Source organism: uncultured Roseovarius sp. (genome assembly GCF_913054395.1).
GTDB lineage: Bacteria > Pseudomonadota > Alphaproteobacteria > Rhodobacterales > Rhodobacteraceae > Roseovarius.
The window spans coordinates 1-22,902 of sequence record NZ_CAJXIP010000011.1; the positions used below are offsets into that span (position 1 = coordinate 1).

22 protein-coding genes, 2 rRNA genes and 1 pseudogene are annotated in these 22,902 nt (G+C 58.5%); 18 read left to right on the forward strand and 7 right to left on the reverse strand.

From position 1 onward, the window contains the following. Together QZ522_RS02705 and rrf are read left to right on the forward strand one after the other, a co-directional pair. A 23S ribosomal RNA gene (locus tag QZ522_RS02705) occupies nucleotides 1-148 on the forward strand; the annotation flags it as partial. Between the two features lie 89 nt (nucleotides 149-237). Beyond that, nucleotides 238-352, forward strand: a 5S ribosomal RNA gene (gene rrf / locus QZ522_RS02710). Nucleotides 353-712: 360 nt separating this feature from the next. Here rrf and QZ522_RS02715 read toward each other — a convergent pair. Continuing rightward, nucleotides 713-1,117, reverse strand: coding sequence for a hypothetical protein (locus QZ522_RS02715; protein WP_294607178.1), 405 nt, complete (start codon nucleotides 1,115-1,117; stop codon nucleotides 713-715). 614 nt (nucleotides 1,118-1,731) lie between these two features. On the opposite strand from QZ522_RS02715, the gene dctP reads away from it, so the two are divergent. The 5 genes from dctP to QZ522_RS02740 are packed head-to-tail and all read left to right on the forward strand — an operon-like array spanning nucleotide 1,732 to nucleotide 7,084. After that, entirely contained in the window at nucleotides 1,732-2,805 is a 1,074-nt protein-coding gene (gene dctP / locus QZ522_RS02720) for a TRAP transporter substrate-binding protein DctP (RefSeq protein WP_294607180.1), read from the forward strand. Further along, nucleotides 2,805-3,329, forward strand: coding sequence for a TRAP transporter small permease subunit (locus QZ522_RS02725; protein ID WP_294607182.1), 525 nt, complete (start codon nucleotides 2,805-2,807; stop codon nucleotides 3,327-3,329). The genes dctP and QZ522_RS02725 overlap by 1 nt, the downstream gene beginning before the upstream one ends. A gap of 4 nt (nucleotides 3,330-3,333) precedes the next feature. Then, complete coding sequence (locus QZ522_RS02730; protein WP_294607183.1) at nucleotides 3,334-4,659, forward strand: TRAP transporter large permease subunit; 1,326 nt, start codon at nucleotides 3,334-3,336, stop codon at nucleotides 4,657-4,659. 3 nt (nucleotides 4,660-4,662) lie between these two features. After that, entirely contained in the window at nucleotides 4,663-6,243 is a 1,581-nt protein-coding gene (locus tag QZ522_RS02735; RefSeq protein WP_294607185.1) for a gamma-glutamyltransferase, read from the forward strand. Between the two features lie 13 nt (nucleotides 6,244-6,256). Next, complete coding sequence (locus QZ522_RS02740) at nucleotides 6,257-7,084, forward strand: sulfite exporter TauE/SafE family protein (protein ID WP_294607187.1); 828 nt, start codon at nucleotides 6,257-6,259, stop codon at nucleotides 7,082-7,084. A 20-nt stretch (nucleotides 7,085-7,104) separates the two neighbouring features. Here the strand turns inward: QZ522_RS02740 and QZ522_RS02745 are convergent, their stop codons facing one another. Continuing rightward, nucleotides 7,105-7,776, reverse strand: a complete 672-nt coding sequence (locus tag QZ522_RS02745; protein ID WP_294607190.1) for a GntR family transcriptional regulator — start codon at nucleotides 7,774-7,776, stop codon at nucleotides 7,105-7,107. A 197-nt stretch (nucleotides 7,777-7,973) separates the two neighbouring features. Continuing rightward, complete coding sequence (locus QZ522_RS02750; protein WP_294607193.1) at nucleotides 7,974-8,855, reverse strand: LysR substrate-binding domain-containing protein; 882 nt, start codon at nucleotides 8,853-8,855, stop codon at nucleotides 7,974-7,976. Between the two features lie 171 nt (nucleotides 8,856-9,026). Here QZ522_RS02750 and QZ522_RS02755 point away from each other — a divergent pair, with 171 nt between their 5' ends. The 3 genes from QZ522_RS02755 (at nucleotide 9,027) to QZ522_RS02765 (ending at nucleotide 12,056) form a co-directional block, all read left to right on the forward strand. After that, on the forward strand, nucleotides 9,027-10,028 hold the full coding sequence (locus QZ522_RS02755; protein WP_294607196.1) for a 2-oxoglutarate and iron-dependent oxygenase domain-containing protein: 1,002 nt from the start codon (nucleotides 9,027-9,029) through the stop codon (nucleotides 10,026-10,028). A 35-nt stretch (nucleotides 10,029-10,063) separates the two neighbouring features. Next, a complete protein-coding gene (locus QZ522_RS02760; protein ID WP_294607198.1) occupies nucleotides 10,064-11,635 on the forward strand; it encodes a trimethylamine methyltransferase family protein in 1,572 nt (523 codons plus the stop codon). Between the two features lie 130 nt (nucleotides 11,636-11,765). Then, nucleotides 11,766-12,056, forward strand: coding sequence for a hypothetical protein (locus tag QZ522_RS02765; protein ID WP_294607200.1), 291 nt, complete (start codon nucleotides 11,766-11,768; stop codon nucleotides 12,054-12,056). 50 nt (nucleotides 12,057-12,106) lie between these two features. Here the strand turns inward: QZ522_RS02765 and QZ522_RS02770 are convergent, their stop codons facing one another. Then, the gene (locus QZ522_RS02770; protein WP_294607202.1) at nucleotides 12,107-13,054 is read right to left on the reverse strand and encodes a LysR family transcriptional regulator; all 948 of its coding nucleotides are present in this window, start codon (nucleotides 13,052-13,054) and stop codon (nucleotides 12,107-12,109) included. Between the two features lie 117 nt (nucleotides 13,055-13,171). On the opposite strand from QZ522_RS02770, the gene QZ522_RS02775 reads away from it, so the two are divergent. Genes QZ522_RS02775 through QZ522_RS02785 form a run of 3 tightly spaced genes read left to right on the forward strand, consistent with a single transcriptional unit; the run spans nucleotide 13,172 to nucleotide 16,274 of the window. After that, nucleotides 13,172-14,332 (forward strand): acyl-CoA dehydrogenase family protein, encoded by a 1,161-nt coding sequence (locus QZ522_RS02775; RefSeq protein WP_294607205.1) that lies wholly within the window; start codon nucleotides 13,172-13,174, stop codon nucleotides 14,330-14,332. Continuing rightward, nucleotides 14,332-15,420 carry a CaiB/BaiF CoA-transferase family protein gene (locus tag QZ522_RS02780; protein ID WP_294607208.1) on the forward strand — a complete coding sequence of 363 codons (1,089 nt, stop codon included), beginning with the start codon at nucleotides 14,332-14,334 and terminating at the stop codon, nucleotides 15,418-15,420. Before QZ522_RS02775 ends, QZ522_RS02780 begins: the two co-directional genes overlap by 1 nt. Before the next feature lie 8 nt (nucleotides 15,421-15,428). Then, nucleotides 15,429-16,274 (forward strand): MaoC family dehydratase N-terminal domain-containing protein, encoded by an 846-nt coding sequence (locus tag QZ522_RS02785; protein ID WP_294607210.1) that lies wholly within the window; start codon nucleotides 15,429-15,431, stop codon nucleotides 16,272-16,274. 99 nt (nucleotides 16,275-16,373) lie between these two features. On the opposite strand, the pseudogene QZ522_RS02790 reads toward QZ522_RS02785, so the two are convergent. Then, a pseudogene (locus tag QZ522_RS02790) lies at nucleotides 16,374-16,804 on the reverse strand (IS21 family transposase); the annotation flags it as partial. 172 nt (nucleotides 16,805-16,976) lie between these two features. Between QZ522_RS02790 and QZ522_RS02795 the strand changes: the two are divergent. Then, nucleotides 16,977-17,168 carry a hypothetical protein gene (locus QZ522_RS02795; RefSeq protein WP_294607213.1) on the forward strand — a complete coding sequence of 64 codons (192 nt, stop codon included), beginning with the start codon at nucleotides 16,977-16,979 and terminating at the stop codon, nucleotides 17,166-17,168. A gap of 313 nt (nucleotides 17,169-17,481) precedes the next feature. Beyond that, nucleotides 17,482-17,778: a hypothetical protein gene (locus QZ522_RS02800; protein WP_294607215.1), complete on the forward strand. Its 297-nt coding sequence runs from the start codon at nucleotides 17,482-17,484 to the stop codon at nucleotides 17,776-17,778. A gap of 427 nt (nucleotides 17,779-18,205) precedes the next feature. On the opposite strand, the gene QZ522_RS02805 is transcribed toward QZ522_RS02800, so the two are convergent. Beyond that, nucleotides 18,206-18,871 carry a glutathione S-transferase family protein gene (locus QZ522_RS02805; RefSeq protein WP_294607219.1) on the reverse strand — a complete coding sequence of 222 codons (666 nt, stop codon included), beginning with the start codon at nucleotides 18,869-18,871 and terminating at the stop codon, nucleotides 18,206-18,208. A gap of 487 nt (nucleotides 18,872-19,358) precedes the next feature. Between QZ522_RS02805 and QZ522_RS02810 the strand changes: the two genes are divergently transcribed. Then, nucleotides 19,359-19,760: a helix-turn-helix domain-containing protein gene (locus QZ522_RS02810; protein WP_294607222.1), complete on the forward strand. Its 402-nt coding sequence runs from the start codon at nucleotides 19,359-19,361 to the stop codon at nucleotides 19,758-19,760. Nucleotides 19,761-20,391: 631 nt separating this feature from the next. Here the strand turns inward: QZ522_RS02810 and QZ522_RS02815 are convergent. Next, a complete protein-coding gene (locus QZ522_RS02815) occupies nucleotides 20,392-21,288 on the reverse strand; it encodes a bile acid:sodium symporter family protein (protein WP_294607225.1) in 897 nt (298 codons plus the stop codon). A gap of 490 nt (nucleotides 21,289-21,778) precedes the next feature. On the opposite strand from QZ522_RS02815, the gene QZ522_RS02820 reads away from it, so the two are divergent. Beyond that, nucleotides 21,779-22,243, forward strand: coding sequence for a nuclear transport factor 2 family protein (locus tag QZ522_RS02820; protein ID WP_294607228.1), 465 nt, complete (start codon nucleotides 21,779-21,781; stop codon nucleotides 22,241-22,243). Nucleotides 22,244-22,253: 10 nt separating this feature from the next. Continuing rightward, nucleotides 22,254-22,880 (forward strand): pyridoxamine 5'-phosphate oxidase family protein, encoded by a 627-nt coding sequence (locus QZ522_RS02825; RefSeq protein ID WP_294607230.1) that lies wholly within the window; start codon nucleotides 22,254-22,256, stop codon nucleotides 22,878-22,880. Nucleotides 22,881-22,902: the final 22 nt, after the last annotated feature.

A 22,902-nucleotide genomic window follows, 5' to 3' on the forward strand; every position in this document is an offset into this window, starting at 1 on the left:
TAACCGCTGAAGGCATCTAAGCGGGAAGCCCCCCTCAAAACAAGGTATCCCTGAGAGCCGTGGTAGACCACCACGTCGATAGGCCAGAGATGTAAGCGCAGTAATGCGTTCAGTTGACTGGTACTAATTGCTCGATAGGCTTGATTTGATCCAGTAATAGCCAGACTGTTACGGACCAGAGCAAAAGCATACACATCATTAGATGACTTGACTTGGACGTCAGAGGTTTTTTCCCGGTTTGGTGGTCATAGCACAAGCGAAACACCCGGTCCCATCCCGAACCCGGCCGTTAAGCGCTGTCGCGCCAATGGTACTGCGTCTTAAGACGTGGGAGAGTAGGTCACTGCCAAACCTGGTAAAAACCTCCGGCAATAACGTATCTCTCTAAACGATGACCCAAAAAACGCCGCCCCCCAAAGGGCGGCTTTTTTTATGCAGACAAACAACAGACCTGGCACCACGTGGAGACCGCACTGACCCGTGCCCCCTCCGGCTCGCGCAGACCCCGGCTCGCGCAGACCCCTGACCGGCCAAAGCGCAGGCCCGCCCCCGCCCTTGCCCAAAACAGCACCAACTGAAAACGCCGGGTGCCAAGGGCGCCCGGCGCAAAACACAACCAACCAAATCAGACCCTAGCCCCGATCTTCCGTCGAAAGCGGAGAGGACAGGAGATGTCCCGCGAGAAGCGGCGTGTCCAATACACGCCTCTACCTCAGGCACTTGCCCCCAGAGACCTCCGCGGCTGTAATAGCGGCATCACGTTGTCAAGCATGCGCAGTTCTCCGCAATCGTCGGCAAAGCGCTCTCTGACTTTGTCCGCGATGTCGCTCGGATGAACCAGATGCAGCACACCTTTCCGCCGTTCGATCCCCAGGCCGGCCCTCTTTGCCGCTTTATAGAGTTGCTCCATCACCCTGGACGAAGACCATCCCGTTTCATTCATTATCTGTTTGACGTGCACCCCATAATGCAACTCGGTCAGCAAATGCGCATCAATACTGAGTTTTGGAGGCATTACTATATCATCGCACTTTCGCGCTGCGTGAACGAGTATCCTGTCTGAATTCACAAACTGAAGGGCGCGAAGGCGTCCTTGGCGGGCCATTTCAGTGCTCATATTCACACCCCGAAATATTAATGTCGCGCAGGTCAGGACGAGGCGCGCGGGTTGATTTTGTGGTGACGAGCGGCGCCCGGACACCGGATGTCTTTCTCAAAATAAAATACAATTTACCTTCCCCCATGGCTGTGCGTTCAACGGAGAGGACATGACGAATTCCTGACATTATGATGCCTTATTTTCGCCCAAATTCAACACTTTCCGCCAATTGTCGGGGTGCGCGAAACAATACCGGGCAGGCTGAATTTTGTGTCAGTTCAAGCGACGAAGCCTTGCCCTTGCGGAAACAAATCTTTCCATTTGACCGGATTGTCGGCGTGTTCGAGGGGGCGGAATATGTCGGATGCCAACCGGCAACGTCTAATACTTTGGCCGCAAAGCTACTGTCATCCGTCTTGAAGATGTAAACCCGAGAATCGTCGCTTTGGAGTGGACTGCAGTACATTACCTTGGATTCACCCACCGCTTAGTTTGTAGACAATACACCTGTCGTACGTCCATTTTGTATACAAAGATGCGCGCGCAGCATTTTCAATCCGGGGTGAGTATGGTGTCGGTGCAAGATCTCTTCATGGTCGCCGTATCCGCAACCGATCATGAAGGAAATGACAATGGACAGACGCAAGTTCCTTGCTGCCTCGACAACGCTTGTCGCCGCGCCCCTCGCAGCACCCAGCATCGCCAGTGCCCAAACAAGCTTTAACTGGAAAATGACAAACGCCTATGGGCCCGGCTCGCCCTTCTATGTCGAAGGCCCCGGCAGCCCGACCGATTTCTGCAAGAAAGTCGCCGAAATGTCGGACGGCCGCCTGAACATTCAACACTTCGCCGCCGGTGAGCTGATCCCCGCGCTTGAAGGTTTCGATGCGGTTCGCGGCGGTGCGGTGGAAATGAACGCGGCCAACGCCTATTTCTGGGCCGGAAAAATCCCTGCTGCGCAGTATTTCACCACCGTTCCCTTCGGCATGAACTTTCAGGGCATGAACGCCTGGCTGTACCATGGCGGCGGTATGGAATTGTGGGACGAGCTTTACGATCCGCTGGGGCTCAAGGCCCTTCCGATGGGGAATACCGGCGTCCAGATGACCGGCTGGTTCCGAAACCCGATCGAAAGCGTGGCCGATTTCAAGGACCTCAAGATGCGTATTCCGGGGCTTGCCGGTAAGGTCTACGCAGCGCTTGGCGTCGATGTGAAACTGTTGCCGGGCGGCGAAATCTTCCCGGCACTCGAACGCGGCGTGATCGATGCGGCCGAATTCGTCGGCCCCTATCAGGACCGTCGTCTCGGCCTACAGAACGCAGCAAAGTATTACTATACCACCGGGTGGCACGAACCGTCCAATGTCACTGAACTGCTGATGAACAAGGCGGCATGGGCAAGCCTTCCAGCCGACTTGCAGGCGATCGTGAAATCGGCGGCTATGGCCTGTAATCTGGAAAGCCACACCTGGTGTGAGGCGAACAACGCCGCGGCGCTGAAGGACCTGGTGGAAAACGAAGGCGTCATTGCCAGTACCCTGCCTGACGCCGTGGTCGCCGAACTGAAAGCTGTCACCGATAAGGTGCTGGCAGAGTTCGCCGCCGGTGATCCGGCCACGCAGAAGGTTCACGATGCCTTCATGGCATTCAAGGCCGAACATTCCAGCTGGGCGGCGGTTTCCGAAAAGCCGCTTTACAGCATCTGATGTCCGGCGTGATCAAAACCGTTGCGGACGGGGCCTCGGGCCTCGTCCGCCACACCGGCCAGATCGCCGCGTGGAGTGCCCTGGCGCTGGTGCTGGTCGTCGCCTTCAATGTGTTGTCCCGATATCTGTTTTCCTACGGCACCGTCGGCCTGCAGGAAGCCGAGTGGCACATCATGGCCGTCACCGCCCTGTTCGGCATGGCCTATGGTCTGAACCATGGCGGAGAAGTGCGGGTCGATATTTTCTATGGGTCGATGAATCGGCGTGCTCAGGCCCAGGTTGATCTGGTGTCGAACATATTGCTGTGTGCGGTCGCTCTGATCATTGCGTATCTTTGCATCGCCTATGTTCAATCGAGCTATGCCATCAACGAAGGGTCCCCCGATCCCGGTGGGCTGGGATATCGATATCTGCTCAAGGGGACGATGCCGGTGGCCTTCATGCTGCTGTCCGTTCAGGCAGTCGCGATGACGGGTGAGGCCGCGCAGAAACTGCTACAGCCTTTCCCGCGCAAACAGGAATAATAAAGTGCCCTATACCGAAATTCTCGCGCTCTGCATGATCGGAGCGTTTTTCATGATGCTGTTGGCCGGCGTGCCGGTGGCTGTGTGCCTTGGCGTGACCGGCTTTGCGTTTGGTTACATGGGCTTCGGCTCGATGCTTTTCACGCTGATGCCCGCGCGCATTTTCGGGGTGGTAACCAATTACACACTGCTGGCATTGCCGTTGTTCATATTCATGGGCATCATGCTGGAAAAATCACGAATAGCCGAGGATCTGCTGGACGTCATAGGCTTTGCCATGGGCGGGCTTCGCGGAGGCATGGCCCTGGCCATTATCCTGGTGGGTGTGCTGATGGGGGCTGCATCGGGTGTTGTGGGGGCCACCGTGGTGACGATGGGGCTGATCGCCCTCGGGCCGGTTCTGAACCGGGGCTATAACGTCGGCGTGGCCTCGGGGGTGATCTGCGCATCGGGTACGCTGGGGCAGATCATACCGCCCAGTCTGGTGCTGATCCTGCTGGCGGACATTATGGGGGAAAGCGTCGGCACGCTGTTCGCGGCCGCGCTGTTTCCCGGCCTGCTGCTGTCGGGGTTGTTCGTGGCTTATGTGCTGATCCTGGGGTTTGTGTCACCCAATACCCTGCCGGCCATCCCGCTGGTCGAACGCGAAGCGATGCCGCGCGGCGAATTGGCGGCGAAGTTGATCAAGGTGGTGCTGCCGCCGATTGCGCTGATCGTGCTGGTGCTGGGATCAATCATCGGTGGCGTCGCTGCTCCGACCGAGGCGGCCTCGATGGGCGCGTTCGGTTCGATCCTGCTGGCTCTGCTGGCGCGGCGGCTGAACTTCAGCATCCTGAAAATGGCTGTGCGCGGGGCTTTCGTGACCTCGGCCATGGTCTTCCTTATCCTGATCTTCGCACAGCCCTTCGGGCTGGCCTTCCGCGGGCTGGGTGGTGAACATCTGGTGCAGTCGGCGTTTTCCGGGGTGCCCGGCGGGATGGAAGGGCAGATCTTCTTCCTCATGCTGCTGCTTTTCGTACTCGGGTTCTTTCTGGAATGGATCGAGATTTCCTATATCGCACTGCCGCTGTTCCTGCCGATTTTCCTGCAATCGGGCGCCGACATGGCGTGGATTGCCATTCTCGTGGCGATGAACCTCCAGACCTCGTTCCTGACGCCGCCCTTTGGGTGGGCGCTGTTTTTTCTGAAGGGCGTTGCCCCGCCGACGGTGAAGACCTCGGACATTTACAAGGGCGTGCTGCCCTTCATCGGGATTCAGCTGATCGGGCTGAGCCTGGTATATTTCTTCCCCGGGCTGGCCACATGGCTGCCTCAAGCAATCGGATGGTAAGACATGCTACATGCAGCATTGGGATTTGAAGGCGCGGTAACGGCGCCGCATCGTCACGCCGCTCAGGTGGGCAGGGATGTCCTGCGCGATGGCGGCACGGCGGTCGAGGCGATGGTTGCCGCCGCGGCGGCAATCGCAGTGGTCTATCCCCATATGAACGGGATCGGCGGCGACGGCTTCTGGTTGATCAAGCGCAAGGGCGAAGCCCCGGCGGGCATCTTTGCAGGCGGCCAGGCGGCAGCTCTTGCCACCCCTGAATGGTATGCCGAACAGGGCCATGCCGACGCGATCCCCGCGCGTGGCGGACTGGCCGCGCTGACCGTGCCGGGCACCATCGGCGGTTGGCAGGCGGCACTCGACCTTTACGACACCAGGCTGCCGCTGGACCGGTTGCTGGCTCCGGCCATTGCCTATGCGGAAAACGGCATTGCCGTGACCGGAAACCAGTCGCGCACGACCGAAGAGAAACTGGACGGGCTGCGTGATGTGCCGGGGTTCGCCGAAACCTTCCTTCTGGACGGCAACATACCCGCGCCCGGTGCGCTTATGCGGCAAGAGGCGCTTGGCCGTACCCTGCGGCACCTTGTCGAAAACGGGCTCGGGGCCTTCTATGAGGGGGCCTTGGCCGATACCCACGGCGCCTACCTCAAGGCCAACGGCAGCCCGCTGCGCGCGCAAGACTTTGCCGCCTATGCCGCCGAACGCGTGACGCCGCTGGACGTCGAAACCTCCCACGGGCGGCTTTACAATATGGTGGCCCCGACGCAGGGCGTGGCATCGCTGATGATAATCGGCCTGTTCGATCGGCTGGGCGTGACCGCGGGGGAAGGTTTCGATCATGTCCATGGCCTGATCGAAGCGACGAAACAGGCCTTCATCCGGCGCAATGCCGAATTGGGCGACCGCACCCACATGAAGGTTCCGGCGCAGGACTGGCTGAAATCCGGCGAACTGGATGCGATGTCGGCCCGGATCGATCGCGAAAAGGCGCTGCCCTGGCCCTATGAGCCGAAACAGGGCGACACGATCTGGATGGGGGCCTGCGACAGCGATGGCACCGTCGTCAGCTTCATTCAGTCGGTGTTCTGGGAATTCGGATCGGGCCTGACCTGCCCGGAAACCGGGGTGTTCTTTCAAAACCGTGGGGCCGGGTTCTCGCTGTTGCCGGGGCCCAATCAACTGGCTCCGGGCAAGCGCCCCTTCCATACGCTGAATCCCGCCATGGCCGATCTGAAAGACGGGCGGGTAATGGCTTATGGCACCATGGGGGGCGAAGGCCAGCCGCAGACACAATCGGCGGTATTTTCCCGCTATGTCCAGTTCGGCATGGACCTTCAGGCGGCAGTCACCGCGCCGCGCTGGCTACTGGGCAAGACCTGGGGGCAGGACACGACGACCTTGAAACTGGAAAATCGCTTTGATGCGGATTTGGTCACGCGACTAAGGCAGGCCGGGCACGATGTCGAACTGATCGACGCCTATTCCGATCTCGCCGGTCATGCTGGTGCGGTGGTGCGCCATCCTTCGGGCCTGATTGAGGCTGCAACTGATCCGCGCTCGGATGGCGCGGCGATCACGGACTGAGAAAATATCAAACATGACCGATTTCACAATCATGGAACTGGGGTTCCTGCTCGGCACCGTAATCCTGTCGGCGATCTTCGCGGGCATCATGGCCGGGCTTCTGGGCGTCGGTGGTGGCATCGTTCTGGTGCCGATGCTGTTCTGGATGCTGTCGCTAAGCGATTTTCCGTCAGGGATATTCATGCACATGGCGGTAGCGACTTCGCTTTCCACCATCATGTTCACCTCTATGTCCTCGGCGTGGGCACATAACAAACGTGGCGCGATAGATCTCAAGCTATTGCGGCTCTGGGCACCGGCGATGATGCTGGGTGCGCTGTCTGGCGGGTTGGTTTCACGCTATATAGGCGCTGATGAGCTGAAGGCGATTTTCGGTATTATCGCCCTGTTGGTCGCGGCGAACATGGCACGGCCGAAACCGCTGGTCCTGAGCGACGACTTACCTGAAAGCCGAATTGCCCATATCGCCATTTCCGGAGTGACCGGGCTGTTTTCATCGCTGATGGGGATTGGCGGCGGCACCCTGTCTGTGCCGATTCTATCGGCCTTTTCAGTCGAGATCCGGCGCGCCGTCGGGACAGCATCGGCCTTTGGCGTGGTGATCGCGGTCCCCGCCGTGATCGGTTTTGTCCTGTCGGGCTTGGGGGTCGAGGGGCGCCCGCCGCTGTCTTTGGGCTATGTCAATATCGCCGCCGCTCTGGTTATCCTGCCATTTACCGTGGGCTTCGCCCCGGTTGGCGCGCGGATTGCCCATTCGGTTGATACAAAATGGATCAAGCGGGCCTTCGCATTCTTTCTGTTCATCACCGCGATCAGAATGCTGACGTCTGCCTTCGGCTAATCGGCAATACCGCGACCGGATCACTTCATGCGCGACAAGACCTCCCGCGCGGCCCTGACGAGGTGACGACGCAGAGCGCGTTCAGCAGCCTTGGTGTTCTTTTCGAGAATGGCAGAGACAATGGCCGTATGCTCTTCGTTCGACCGGGCCATCCGGTCGGGCGATTGGAGTTGTGTTTTCCGGAACGGCGCCAGCTTTAGCCGCAGCGTGTCGGCCAGCCCTTCGATGTCTTCATTGCGTGTTCCGGCGTAGATCATCGCATGAAAGTCTGTATTGGCGGCTTCGTAGTCAGCCGAGGTGCCGTTCGTTGCGATATCGGACATGTGCTTGTGCAATTCATCCAGCCGACCGCGTTCCCCGATCGTCATCCGTTCGGCGGCAAAACGACCGCAAAGCGCTTCGACCTCGCCCATGGCTTCGAACATTTGTTCGATCCTTTCCCGAGTGATATCGGCCACGACCACACCGCGATAGGGCAAACGCTCGGCAAGCGACCGGGCGACCAGAATATGCAGCGCCTCGCGCACCGGGGTGCGTGATACGCCAAACCTTTGAGTCAGGGATTGCTCGTCAAGCCGCGATCCCGCACCGATCACGCCGGTCACGATCTCGGTTTCCAGATCCGCTGCGATGGCGGTGCTGTGTACATCGCGAACGGCAGTGCGTTTGCTGGAGGATCTGGCTTGTTGCATGGTCGCTTTGTGCTCCCGGTCTTTCATATTTCTGTTCTTCGACGGCTTGCTATGCGAACGGTGCCTCGCCAGTTGTCCCAAACCATTTTGCGGTGTCGGAACCGCTTTGCCAACCGATGATCTGCCCAATTCGACTGAACCGCTCGATCTGATCTGAACAGATGGCCGGTTGGCGAAAGAAACGGCTGCGGTGCCTTTCAGGACGACGAAACCAGCCAGTCGTAAACCAGCCGCGCCCGCTCTGATGCGTGAGGGTGCAGTTTGACGTAGAAATCTTCGACCGTCTCCATCCGGTCTGGCAAAAGCGGCACAAGGCGGCCCGTTTCCAGATACAGCCGTGTCAGACCGGCCCAGCCCAGAACCGCCCCCATATCGTCTTGTGCCGCCTGAAGCGCGATCACATAGTTGTTGACCCTATGACCGATCCTGAGCTTTCCCGAGTACCCTAGCGCGCCGAACCAATCGCGCCAATCGAGCCAGCCGGTGACATTCGACTCGAACTGTATAAGCGGCAGCTGCGCAAGATCTTCGGCCGTCTCGATCCGGTAAGTCTCGGCAAAAGCCGGGCTGCCCAGGGCCTGAACATGATCGTGAAACAAAACGCTGCAAGTGCCGCTATCCTGGGACATGTCGCCATAGTGGATGCTCAGGTCACATTCTTGCGGGGCGACAACCGTGTCGTTGACGATTTGGGCTACGGAAACATCCGCATGCGATTTCCAGAACTGCGCCAGCTTGGGCGTGAGCCAAAGCGAGCTGACCGCTGTCGTCGCCTGGATTGTCACCGAGGCCGTGCGCGATCGCGCCCTGAGCTGGTCAACCGCCTCGCCCATGGCTTCAAACCCGCGCTGTAGGGCAACAAGCAGGTAGGCGCCCGTTTCAGTCAGTTCGACGCCGCGGTGATGACGGTGAAACAGCGAACACCGCAGCTCGCTTTCCAGTGCTTTGATCTGGTGGCTGATGGCCGCAGGCGTCACGTTAAGCTCATGCGAGGCGGCCTTGAATCCAACATGCCGCGCGGCGGCTTCAAAGGCGACAAGCGCGCTCATCGGGGGCAGGTCATAGGGGCGTTTAGCCAAACTGGTCTCACTCTCGAAGGATGTTATAGGCTTGCTTGCATGACTTTCAGGAAGTCTTGGGAAGCATTTGGCTTAGATAAAGTAATCTAAGATGAAATTTAGTGCAATTGCCGAAATCTGCAAATCCGAAAAGGATGTCCGCCATTGCGAACAGCCAACAGGACAGACCCCATGACCACCTCAGACATCGCGAAGCTGGACGATGCATTGCGTGCCGAACGCCAGTCTTTTGATCGAATTCCGATCGTCGATATTGCCCCGCTTCTTGATGGCAGCGATCCCCAAAAGGTCGCGAAAGACATCCGTTGGGCCTTTGCCAACGCGGGCTTCATGTATGTCAGGAACCACAACGTGGCGCAGGAAACGGTCGACGCGGCCTTTGATCAGACGCGCGCGTTTTTCGCTTTGCCGCTGGCAGAGAAGCTGAAACTGCATGTGGGCAACTCCGGCACCGCATTGCGCGGCTATATCGAGGTTTTCGGCGAAAACACCGACCCGACGAAAACCAGGGATCTCAAAGAGTGTTTCGACATTGGCCCGGAAGGCCCCCCCTCGGCAACGCCATTCTTCGGCGCCAACCAATGGCCTGGCCAATTGCCCGCATTTCGCGATGCCGTCTATGGCTATCACGACGCCATGAAGGCGCTCTCGTTTCAGCTTTTGCGTGGCGTCGCCCTCTCGCTGGACCTTGCACCAGATTACTTTGAAGCGTCGATGAAAGCCCCGATCAGCATTCAGCGCCTTCTGCATTACCCGCCGCAAACCGGCAGGATCGACGAAAGCACGATGGGGATCGGGGCGCATACCGACTATGGCAACCTGACCATTCTCGCCCAGGACAACGTCGGCGGCCTGCAAGTGATGAACCGCGAGGGCAAATGGATCGAAGGAACCCCGATCCCCGGAACCTTTGTCATCAATATCGGCGATCTGATCCAAAAGCTGACGAACGATCTCTACCTCGCCAACCTGCATCGTGTGGTCAACACATCGGGCCGCGAGCGGTATTCGATCCCGTTTTTCATAGATGCCGACTATGACGCCGTTTTTGCGCCGCTCGAAAGCTGTGTGAACGCCGATAATCCGGCTCGCTATGAGCCGGTCACTTGCGGCGCGCACAAGTTCGGGCGCTTCCAGGCAAGCTATCCCCACCTGCAACAAAAGGCCAGCTGACAAGCCTCGGCTCGCTTCATGAAAGGAACACGTTGATGGACACTCTCAAAGACGCACCTGCGGCCCGCCGTACGCGCCGGGGACGCTCGCAGATGACGCGCAGTGCCGAGCCTGGCCAAAACCTGCATCTGCGTGTTCCTTTCATCACACGCGGCATTCCAACCTATGATTTGCTTGGCGACGAGGCGCTGACGCGGATCGAGGCCACGGCAGACCGCATATTGGCCGAGATCGGCATTGAAATGCGCGAAGACCCGGAAGCGGTGCGGCTCTATCGCGAGGCGGGGGCGGATGTCACAGAGATATCCGCCGAAGCCTGGAATGTGCGGTTCGAACCGGGGATGCTGCGCGAGATACTCAGGACCGCACCCGGCCGCTTCACCCAACATGCCCGCAACCCGGCCAACACCGTCGAAATCGGCGGAGATGCCACGGTGTTTGCGCCTTCCTACGGCTCGCCCTTCGTGATGGATCTGGACAACGGCCGCCGCTACGGCACGATTGCCGATTTCGAGAACCTGGTGAAACTGGCGCAATCTTCGCCCTGGCTGCACCATTCCGGCGGCACGATCTGCGAGCCGACCGATGTGCCGGTGAACAAGCGCCATCTGGACATGGTTTATGCCCATATGCGCTATTCCGATCGCGCCTTTCTGGGGTCTATCACCGCGCCGGAACGCGCCGCCGACAGCATCGACATGTGCCGCATCCTGTTCGGTGCGGATTTCGTTGATGAAAACTGTGTGATCATGGGCAACTTCAACACGACGTCGCCCCTGGTGCTTGATGGGGTCACGACTCAAGGCATCCGAACCTATGCCGAGGCCGGGCAGGCCTCGATTCACCTGCCGTTCCTTTTGGGCGGGGCGGTGTCGCCGCTGACCATGGCGGGATCGGTGGCGCAATGCCTGGCTGAATCCATGTCCTCCTGTGCCTTGACCCAACTCGTGCGTCCCGGCGCCCCTGCCGTTCTGGCCGGCTTCCTGTCGTCGATGTCCCTGCGCACCGGCAGCCCCACATTCGGTACGCCCGAACCGGCGCTTGGCTCGCTTGTCATGGGGCAGCTTGCGCGGCGTCTGAACCTGCCGCTGCGCTGTGCCGGTAATTTCAGCACGTCCAAACAGCCCGACGGACAGGCGATGCAGCAATCCATGATGTCGATGATGTCGGCCATCCAGGGCGGGGCCAATTTCATCCTGCATTCGGCCGGTTTTCTCGACGGGCTGTTGTCGATGTCCTACGAGAAATTCGTGATGGATTGCGACATGGCCGGGGCCTTGCATGCCTATATGAAAGGGGTCGAGGTGAGTGACGATACGCTTGGCTTTGACGCCCTCGCGCAGAACGGGCCGGGCGAACATCTGTTTGGCACCGATCACACCCTGCGCCATTATCAGACCGCCTATTGGGACAGCGCGCTGAATGACGATCAGCCGTTCGAGACATGGATGGATCAGGGCGGCATCGACTCCGCGCAGCGCGCCAACCGGCGATGGAAGGAGATCCTCAACACCTATGAGGCGCCGCCGATGGACGAGGCTACTGACGAAGCGCTGCGTGACTATATCGCCATCAAGAAGGCGTCGATGCTGGATGGCTGGTATTGAGCGGCGCGAGGCAAGGTAACCTGCGCGGGCTATCAGGCCTCCGGGACGACCCTTGTCGCAGGCCCCCCATTCGACGGTCAGGTCGAGACGCTTTTATGGTATACTGCGCTGATTAAGGATGGAGGGAGTTATGCGCTATATCACAATCACCACATGGGAAATTGCAGACGGGGCCGACTATGGCTTGGCCCTGCGCGCGATTGAGGAAAAACGTCTTCCCGCATTGAAAAATTTGGGGGCAAGCCGCGTTACAGTGATCCGCACAAGTGATCGGACAAGCGCGGCAATCACCGAATGGCCCGATAAAGCCACAAGAGACGCCGCCGAATTGAAGATCGACGAAGTTCGCAAATCGGTCCACAAAGAGGATCAAACCCGGATGACCGGGGAGATGAAGGGAGAGATCGTCGCAGACATTTGACGTGCGCAGCGCTCAGCGTCACTCAGCGTTTGCCAATGGGAAATCCGCACCTACGACCGGGGCCTCTTGACCGGCCTCGTGCTGCGCTGCGCCCCGGCCCACGTTCCGCTTTCAAGCAAGGCCTTGACGACCTCGACCGTCAATTCCAGTACGGCTTCTTTCGCGCGGGTGGCGGGGCGCCCTGCGGGATGCGCAAGCCAGGCGCCACGTTTCAAACCGGGTGCGGCTATTCGGCTGATAACCAGCGTACCATCGAGAGTTTCGGGCAGAACCGAATGAAGTGGAAGGATCGACCCACCATAGCCCGCGGCCACAAGCCGCTTGATGTTGGCATAGCTGTCAATCTCCATGACGACTTTTGGCCTGTTCCCTAACGTGACAAAGGCCTGCTCCACCAGCGCGCGCAGTCCGTGCGGGCCGCTAGGCAATATCAGCGGCACATCAAGCATATCCGCGAGCGATATAATTTCCGGGGCTTCGGTCTGAGCAGACCACAGGACCACAAGCTCTTCTTCCAAAAGCTGATGAGACGCGATGCCCGGAGGGCGGGAGGGTTCATACAGCACCGCCAGATCGACCTGCCCGTCCTCCAGCCAGTCGGCTATGAATCCGCTCATTGCTTCGGTGATGTTCAGGCGAATCCTTGGGTAACGGTCGCGGGCGGCGGCAATCAGTGGCAAGGCAATGATGTTGCTGATCGTGCCCGGCAGGCCGATGCGCACCTCGCCCATCGGATCGGCATCCAGAGTGCGAATATCGTCCTCTGTCCGGGCCAGATCGTCGAGGATGGTACGCGCCCGCTGCATCAGAAGACGCCCGGCCTCAGTCGGGGTAACGCCGGATTTGCTGCGGATCAGGAGTTGGGTTTCAAGCGCCTCTTCCATGGTCTTAACGTGCAGGGACAATGCCGGCTGCGCGACACCCAAATGCTCTGCGGCACGAGTGATCGAGCCAGCCTCGGCGATCGCGAGGAAATAGCGCATCTGACGGAGGTCCATGAGCCAACCCTTGTCATATTGAAAATGTATGCATGGCATCTAAAACATATATTTGTTCAATGTCACGCCGGGCGTTAAACTTCAGCCAAAGCAAATTGCCCGCAGGAGACCCCGCGCATGAACTTCCTTTCCGACGACTATGAAGACATCCGCGATGGCGTTCGGGCGCTCTGCGCGCAGTTTCCGGCCGAATATCACCGGAAGGTGGATGAGGAAAAAGCGTACCCCGAGGCCTTCGTCGATGCCCTGACTCGCGAGGGGTGGATGGCGGCATTGATCCCTGAGGAATACGGCGGTTCGGGGCTGGGTCTGGCCGAGGCTTCGGTGATCATGGAAGAGATCAACCGCGCGGGCGGCAATTCCGGCGCCTGTCACGGCCAGATGTACAACATGAATACCCTTGTCCGGCACGGGTCCGAGGAACAGCGGCAAAAGTTCCTGCCGAAGATTGCAGCAGGCGAATTGCGCATCCAGTCGATGGGCGTGACCGAGCCGACAACGGGCACCGATACCACCAAGATCAAGACCACCGCGGTCAAGAAAGGCGACCGCTATGTGGTGAACGGGCAAAAGGTCTGGATTTCCCGAGTGCAGCACTCGGATTTCATGATCCTTCTGGCCCGGACCACGCCGATTTCCGAGGTCAGGAAGAAATCCGAGGGGTTGTCGATTTTCCTCGTCGACATCAAGGACGCGATGAAGAACGGCATGGAGGTCAAACCCATCGCCAACATGGTCAACCACGAGACCAACGAGCTGTTCTTCGACAATCTGGAAATCCCTGAAGAAAACCTGATTGGCGAGGAAGGCAAAGGCTTCAAGTACATCCTGACCGGGCTTAATGCCGAGCGCACGCTGATCGCCGCCGAATGCATTGGCGACGGTTATTGGTTCACCGACAAGGTCACCGCCTATGTCAGTGAGCGGCAGGTCTTCGGTCGCCCCATCGGTCAGAACCAGGGCGTCCAGTTCCCGATCGCCGAAGCCTTTATCGAAGTCGAGGCGGCGAACCTGATGCGCTGGAAAGCCTGCGCGCTCTACGATGCTGGCTTGCCCTGCGGGGCCGAGGCCAACATGTCCAAGTACCTGGCGGCAAAGGCATCCTGGGAGGCCGCGAATGCCTGTATCCAGTTCCACGGCGGCTTTGGTTTCGCCAACGAATACGACGTCGAGCGCAAGTTCCGCGAGACACGGCTTTACCAGGTGGCGCCCATCTCCACGAACCTGATCCTGTCCTACGTCGCCGAGCATATCCTGAATATGCCGAGGTCGTTCTGATGCTGCCGCTCGAAGGCCTGACCGTCATCGCCATCGAACAGGCGGTTGCCGCGCCGTTCGCGTCGTCACGGCTTGCCGATGCCGGGGCGCGGGTGATCAAGGTCGAACGCCCCGAGGGCGATTTTGCCCGAGGCTACGACGACGTTGCAAAAGGCCAGTCGAGCTATTTTGTCTGGCTCAACCGTGGCAAGGAAAGCGTGACACTTGACCTGGCCTCCGACACTGGCAAGGCCACCTTGAGGGAGCTGTTGGCAGAGGCCGATGTGCTGATTCAAAATCTCAAGCCCGGCGCCATGACGAAGCTGGGTTTCGGGACCGATCAGTTGCAGGGCGACTATCCGGGGCTGATCTATTGCTCTGTCTGCGGTTTCGGAGAGGACGGCCCGATGGCCGACCGAAAAGCCTATGACCTGTTGATTCAGGCCGAAAGCGGATTGTGCTCTATAACCGGCGGGCCGTCCGAACCTGCCCGCGTCGGCATCTCCATTGTTGACATAGCGACCGGGGCGACCGCCTATTCTGCGATCCTCGAGGCACTGATCCGCCGCGGTGTAACAGGGCAAGGGGCCGTGATTTCGGTTTCGATGTTCGACGTGATGGCCGATTGGCTGACGGTGCCGCTCCTGAACCACGAGGGCGGCAAGAGCCCCAAGCGCATCGGCCTCGCCCATCCTTCGATCGCCCCTTATGGCGTGTTCCAACCAAAGTCGGGCGCGCCAATACTCATTTCAATCCAGAGCGACCGGGAATGGGCGATGCTCTGCCGGGATTTCATCGGTAACGAGGCGCTTGCAAGCGATCCGCGATTTGCGACGAACGTCGCGCGGGTCAACAATCGGGTCGAAACGGACGCCCTTGTTGCCGCGGCTTTCAACCGTCTGGACGGAGAGACCGCAATCGCCCGCCTGTCAGAGACAGGTATCGCACTGGCCACTGTGAACGACATGGCCGGGCTGTCGGCACACCCGCAGCTGCGCCGCATCACAGTCGAAAGCCCGAACGGCCCGGTCAGCTTACCCGCCCCCGGCGCACGCTTCCTCGGCGAAGACCGGAGCTATGGCGCCATCCCCGGACTGCACCCCCTGTAGGAGAGAAAATGGACATCGATATCACGTACCTGCAAGACTGGATCGGGCGTGTGCAAACCGACAGCGAAGTCTTGTCGCCCAGGTTGGTCCGCCAGTTCAATGCCACCTTCGACCGCACCTCCGGCACGGCACCAGGCGACGCGGCGCCACTCCTGATCCATCTCTGTCTTGCCCAGCCCATCGCGCCGATGGCGGAACTGGGCCGCGACGGCCACCCGGAACTTGGTGGGTTTCTACCACCGGTGCCACTGCCGCGTCGGATGTGGGCCGGGGGGGCATTCACCTTCCACGACCCGATACATATCGGGCAAGAGGTCATCCGCCGGTCGACAATTACAGACGTGCAAATGAAGCAGGGGCGCTCTGGCGCGCTGTGTTTCGTGACAGTCCGGCATGAGGTCACCGCCGATGGCCGCCCGGTCCTGAGCGAACGCCAGGATATCGTTTACCGCGATATTCCGACCGCCGCAGCCGATGAACCGGCCAAGGCGGGGCCTGCACCGGCTAGAGCGGGGGAAAGCACGCGGGTGATCGTGCCCCATCCGACGCTGCTGTTTCGCTACTCGGCGCTTACCTTCAACGGTCATCGTATTCACTATGACAAGCCGTTTTGCATCGAAACCGAAGGCTATCCCGGTTTGGTGGTGCATGGGCCGATGCAGGCGACGATGCTGTGTCAACTCGCCGCCGATCTGAAGGGCCGGACGCCCGCCAGGTTCACGTTCCGCTCGCTTTTGCCGATCTTCGACAACACCAATTTCAGCCTGAACGCAAGCCCCGACGGTGACGGCCTCAAACTCTGGACCGCCGCCGCTGGCGGCCCGGTGGCCATGGAGGCGCAGGCCACATGGTAGGTGCGATTGTTGCCTTCTCTTCGTGTCGGCGACAAAGCCCGAACGTTTAGCAAAGGCTGCCGCGCAGTGGGAATGACCGGACAACTCTGTCGTCACCCCATGCGCGACCTTGACGGTCGTGGTCACGCCAACGATCAGAGCAACCTCGTGGCTCCAGTCGAACTGGTAGGCCTCGCCGGGATTGAAGCTCAGCGGAACATAGGCAGCAGCCGATGCCTCCCGCGTCGCTTTCGACCAACTGGTCGCATATCGGCGAACCGCATCGTAACTGCCGTCATAGCCGCGGCTACGTAGTTCCTCGTAAATCCGGACAACAGGCGCAGACGTTTTGGCTGCCGCTCGTTTTCGGCAAGCATCTCGTCCAGGTCGGAACGCCACGGATCAATCTTTGGCCGCGGCTGCGTCGAACGGTCATAGCTGAACTCCGTCGCACCCGACCGCACCATCTTGCGCACCGTGTTCCGCGATACCCGCAGCTCACGGCAGACCTGCTGGATCGACTTCACCTGGATAAATTACGCCCGCCTGATCTTCTAAATCGTTTCCACAACCAACATCCCCAATTCGCTCCCTCAATCCTTTGAGGAAGCTTTTGAAACGAATTATCAGGGGGCACTTTTGGACGCCGATTACCCCAATACAGGGGGCAATCTTGCATGCTGGTTCACAGTTTGGGATCTTCTGCGCACACGGAAGGCATTGTTGAGCAAAACCATTGATCTCGCCAATAAGGTGCGCGGTCTGCTGAAGATATTTGGCATGCGGCTGCCCAAGACGGTGAAGCATGGCAGCTTTGACGGTGTTGTCCGACCGATGATGGAAGTGGATGAGGTTCTGGCCCATGCCATGCTGCCGCTGCTCGACGCCCGGTTGGTTCTGTATCAACACTTTTAGAGCTTGATCGGCGGGTCAAGCGCGGGGCCAGTCAGGATGAGGTCTGCATGCGCCTGATGACGGTGCTCCACTGCCAATCCGCCACATGCGTGCAGCGGTGCCCCACGCGGCATCACCCAGACTGCGAAGATAAGCGTGACCCGGATGAGCGACAATGATCCCAAGAAACGATGGAAACGAGATTGCCCCAAACGCCCAATTAGACAAGCGGCCCTTCGTTCAATCTGTGGCGAATGACCGTTCTGGGCCCTGAGCGGACATAAGAAATTGTCTGTGCTAAACTGTCACGGACAATGGCCGGAGGGAGATGCAAATGATCATGCGAATATTCCAAGTTGTTGCCAGACCAGGTAAAGAGAAGGAGTTTGGCACATTTTTCTATGAAACGGCTATTCCGCTAATGAAAGGCACCAAAGGGATTGTGAATGTTCTTCCGGGAGCCCCGCGAAAGGAAAGCCCTCGGGAATTCAGCTTTGTGATGGTCTGGGAAAGTCTTGATGCGCTGAAAGCTTTCGTTGGGGAGGATTTCGCGAGCCCACATATCGATCCAGCGGAAGCCGAATTAGTCGAGAGCAGAACAATCAAACACTATGATCTGGTTGAAGCTTAGAAGAGACATCACTGGTACCTGACAGCGACTGCCGCTGAAGATGTCCGCTCTGTCCCGCAGACGCGACGTTCGACGCCTGAAATTGCTGCACCCGATGTCGAATGACCGGTTCAGTGTAGCTGCGGCGTGGCACTGGAGTCGCTGGGGGACAGCTGCGCAGAGCCGTGAATTCCGCAAACGGGCGTTAGCCCGCGCGCCGCTTAGTGGGGCCAGAATAGCCCCGAAATTCCCTAGTTTTCCGGTTAATATCGGTTCATTCCCTTTCGGATGCGGCAACGTATTCGCCTAGTTCTTTCACCGCGTATTCTCATTTTTCTGCTGTTGGGAAGCACATTGGCTTTACGGGTGAGGTATCAACGGCGAAGTTTGAACCTGAGCAGTAAACCAGCTTCCTATCAGGCTACAGCCGTCACCTGCCCATCGGTGTTCAGCAAGCTGGTATCGCGCGAGCCATGACGCCGCCACGCTTCTTGATGAATTCCTCAAGGCGCGCGGGATAATCGACCGAAACAGCAGAGCGAACCGATTGACGCTCGGATAGATGCGACCGCCACTCCTGGACCTTGCTCAGGCCCTTCAACGTCTTAATGTCACCTATTTTTTCGAAGGTATCGAAGTAACGAAAGATCGGGCCAAAGACCGTATCCACGTGACTGAAGGCGTCGCCGGAAAACCACGGACCTTCCCCGATCAATGTCTCAAGACGTTCAAATTTCGCCCTTAGCGCGCTGAGCTTTCCGTCATATGCGTCGACATCCTTTGCCGAGTACAGCCCTGCGATATCGTTAAGGATTGCCGAACCGTATTCCATCCAACCTCGATGCATCGCGCGTTCAAACGGGTCTGCGGGATGCATTGGGCAAGGGAGCGTTTCCTCGATGTATTCCAAGATGACGGCAGACTCGAATATCGCTCGTCCGTCCCCGACGACAAGCACTGGAGTCTTCCCAAGCGGTGAAATTTCAAGAAACCATCCGGGCTTTTTCGAAAGGTCGATGTCAGTTCGCCTGAACGGGACACGTTTTTCCGCAAGCGCGATGGCTGCTCTTTGCGCATAGGGGCAGAGAGCGTGGCTTATGACATGCAGGGTCATGCTGGAATCCCCTCTTTGAACAGAAGCGTGGGACGTGAAGTATAGGGCGAGAGTGACGGGGCCCCGTCTCTGATAAGTGCTTGGAGAAGTGCAAGAACCGTCAGGTAGGCAGGGTACTCACAACCACCGTCGGGATACCCAAACATCCATCCGGTGCCTGCTTTGACCCCGAAAACGGCATTGGCTATCCTTCCTGGCAGGCCAGGGGGCACGAAGAACTCCGATGTGCATGGCAGAGTGAAAGCGAATGGTTTCAAATTAAGGCCGTGCGCAAGGAACGTGGTTTCCAGGGCCCCTCGCTGGGCGAACGCTGCATAATCTGCCTGATTTTGCGGTCTCATGAATAGTGCTCCATATAGATGCGATTGCATTCATATAGCTCACACAATGCGATCCGTCAATCTTGATGCATGTGCATCTATGTGGTATATCCCCCTTCATGGATGTACCGGAACACACAATCGCAGCTTGGACGGCCCTGGTATCTGTGAGCCGTCGCCTGCTCGAAGCCGTTGAAAACGATCTGAGAATTGCAGGCCTGCCTGAACTTTCATGGTACGATGTACTTTTGGAAATCGGCCGAGAGGGGGAAGCTGGCATTCGTCCGTTTGATCTCAAAGATCGTTTGCTTCTGCCACAATACTATACATCGCGGCTACTGAGCCGCCTTGAGAAAGCCGGTGCCGTGGAGAGGAGGCCCTGTGCGGGCGATGGTCGCGGGCACGTTGTTGTACTGACAAAAATCGGCCGCCAGCTCCGGCGCGATATGTGGGAGGTTTACTCGGCCGCCTTAATGAGGCTCGTCGGCATTAAGCTCAATGCAAACGAGAGTGAGAAGTTGTCCGAACTGCTATCAATTCTGTGCGAACCACACGCAAGCATGGTCTGATTGCGCCCCTGGCAACCTCGGATACAATGCAGCACCGGCCCGATCCGGGTCACCATTCTCGAAATTGTCGGCCCTGACCAGCCGTTCGCGCAGGGCGCAGCATGACGCTGTGCCTCGACACGAAGGGCGGGAAGCAGAAGTTCGCGGCACCTGCAAAAGAGCCTTGCAGAGGGACCAAAAGCGAACTTTCTAATGCGTAAGTGGTAATCGCCCTTTTCACTTTCGAACTGCGTGAAATCTGCAAAGTTGTCTGACATCACAACTTGAACCACCATCGCTTACTTAGATGCACGCGAGATCAGTTGCGCTGATCCTGGGCGCTTTGGCGCCCGTAATATCGGCGGCACTCTCTTGAGAAAACCAAGGTGGACAGCAAGCGTACCACGCGGCAACCGGACGTGGATCATGCTGCGACCGCCCAGGCCCCTGCATCCGCGGCATTTCTGGCAAAATCGGTGAAGTCGCGCGGCGGCTGCGCAAGCGCACGTTGCAGCCTTCCAATGTCTCCCGCGCGACCGCAGTGACACCGTCAGCCCTCTTTTGTCCGTAACGCTCAGAGCAGCGAAGTACCAATCGCCGTATCCCAAAAAGAGTGACAATGAACGCAGATTTGTATGTGTTTGGTCGATTATTACCCTGTTGTTTTAGAGATGTAGGATCTTTGCTTGCGATACGAAAGCCAGAGAACGACGGGAAACAAAAAAGTATAGATGAGCGCCGAATAGACCACTGAAGGCACCGCAGAAACGGGAAAGCTCGCCGGATCAACCGAGAGCATCGCTGCGGCTGCAAGGCCCAACCCGCTGTTCTGGACGCCGGTTTCGAGGGCCAGGGTCGTTCGCTGAGACGATGAAGTCCCAAACAAGGTTCCTACGAAAAACCCCAAGCCTGTCAGGAGAACGATCAGAACGGCAAGTTGCCATCCGATTAGGAAAAGACCTGCGTAGAGGGTTTTGCTGCTTTCGACCATAGCCCACCCGATAATCAGGATGAAGACGGCCAGCGAAAGGCGGAAAATTCTCTTTTCCTGTCGCAAGATCACACCCGGCGCGAAATGCCGCAAAAGCGTGCCCAGTATGACCGGAATCGTTACAACAAGTATGACGCGCTTCGTGACCTCCTGAATATCAATCTGATCGACGTAATTTCCCAGAAAGTAGCTTACTGCCATCAGCGCCAGGATTGGCAGCGTCGCAACCGATAGAAGATTTGTCACGGCGGTCAGAGAGACTGACAAGGCAACATCGCCCCCGGCGATCCGCGTCAGCACATTGCTCATTGCTCCGCCTGGGCAAAGTGCAAGGATTACGATGCCGAGCGCGATCTCGGCATCGAGGGTCTGCATAGAGACAAACAGCACCCCCATGATGGGGACTGCCACGATCTGGGTCGAGAGGCCGAGTAATAGTGCCTTGGGTCTTTCCAAGGCGCGGCGGAAATCCTTGAACGTTAACCCTGTTCCGAGCGCAAACATCATTATGAAAACCGCTATGGGAACAGCTGCGTTGATAATGGTTTCGGTTGCCATGGTTCCACCTCGGTGGAAAAGTAGCACAGCTTCTGCCAAGTCTGCACGCCGTTTTGTACCCGAGCAAATCTCCGGTGTGCTGTGTCAATCCGCACGAGTTTCGCGCTTCTGCAATTGGGTCCGGCCATCGCTCGTCGATCCAGACCCCGGGTCATCAACGCGAATTCTCTGAATATGAATGATAGGTATTATACGCTTAAGCGAGGCCGTTTGCGGTGTCTTTTGGCAGACTTCGCCAAATGCATGACAGGCCGAGCCAATACGGAAGTGGGCAAGTGCCATAGGGTGAAGGCACAGCAATCGGGAGACGACACCATGCCTCGTTTCAAATCTTCAGTTCGTTCCGCGGTGTGTGCAGCGCTTCACAAGCTCAACACGAGGAAACCTGCAAGATCCTGATGTGAGTCCGATCTCCCTAACGCCCCGGCCGCAAGCTATCGCTCCCTGAGCGCCCGGGGCACACTTCAACCTGCCAAAAAAGGTACAAGACATGACACGCCCGCCAGTGCCACCTTTCGATGAAATCTCTGGCCGGACCAAGGTTCGACTGGCGGAAGACGCCTGGAACGGCCGTGACCCGGAAAGAGTCTCGCTGGCTTATACACCCGACAGCCAGTGGCGGAACCGGTCGGACATCTTTCATGGACGCGCCCGGGTCGTCGAGTTTCTCACCCGCAAATGGGCGCGCGAGATGGGCTACCGGCTTATCAACGAACTCTGGGCCTTCTCCGCCAACCGGATTGCCGTGCGCTTTGCCTATGAATACCGCGACCGCAGCTGTGCGTGGTTCCGCGCCTACGGAAACGAGAACTGGGAATTCGACATCGATGGCCTGATGCAGCGCCGGATCGCGTCGATCAACGACCTGCCCATCACTGAGGCCGAGCGGCTTTTCCATTGGGGTACCGGCGTTCGGCCTGACGGGCATCCCGGTCTCACCGAACTCGGGCTTTAGGAGGCACGCCATGTCCAATGCTTATGCCCAGATTGCTTATACGCCCGACGTGCGCGAAGAGCAGCGTCGCTTCGGGTCGGCGGACGCCTATGTCCGCGTCCTGTCACCCGAGCGCCAGGGCGGCGCGGTTCTGACCGCTCGCGAAGCGGAGTTTCTGACCGCCCGCGATGGTTTTTTCCAAGCCACAACCTCGGAGACCGGCTGGCCCTACGTTCCGTTTCGTGGCGGTGCCCCGGGCTTCCTGAAGGTCATTGATGTCCGAACAATCGGATATTCCGACTACCGAGGGAACCGGCAATACATCAGCCTCGGCAATCTGCGCCATGACGACCGGATATCGCTGATCGCCGTCGATTACGTCCGTCAGAAACGCCTGAAACTGCTCGGGCACGCCATGATCACGGAAGACCCCGATGTAATCGGTCTGCTGTGGATCAACGACGGTCCGAAAGCCGAGCGCGGAATTGTCATTCATGTCGATGCGTTCGATTGGAACTGGCCGCTGCATATTCCGATCCATCTGACCGATGCAGAATGGGACCACGAAATTGGACGGCTGAATGCGCACATCAAGCAACTGCAAAACCGCTTGAAAGACACTGCGGCCAACAAAAAAGCCGATGCGCTCCAAGAGTAGCTCCTCATCGCCTACGGCTTTG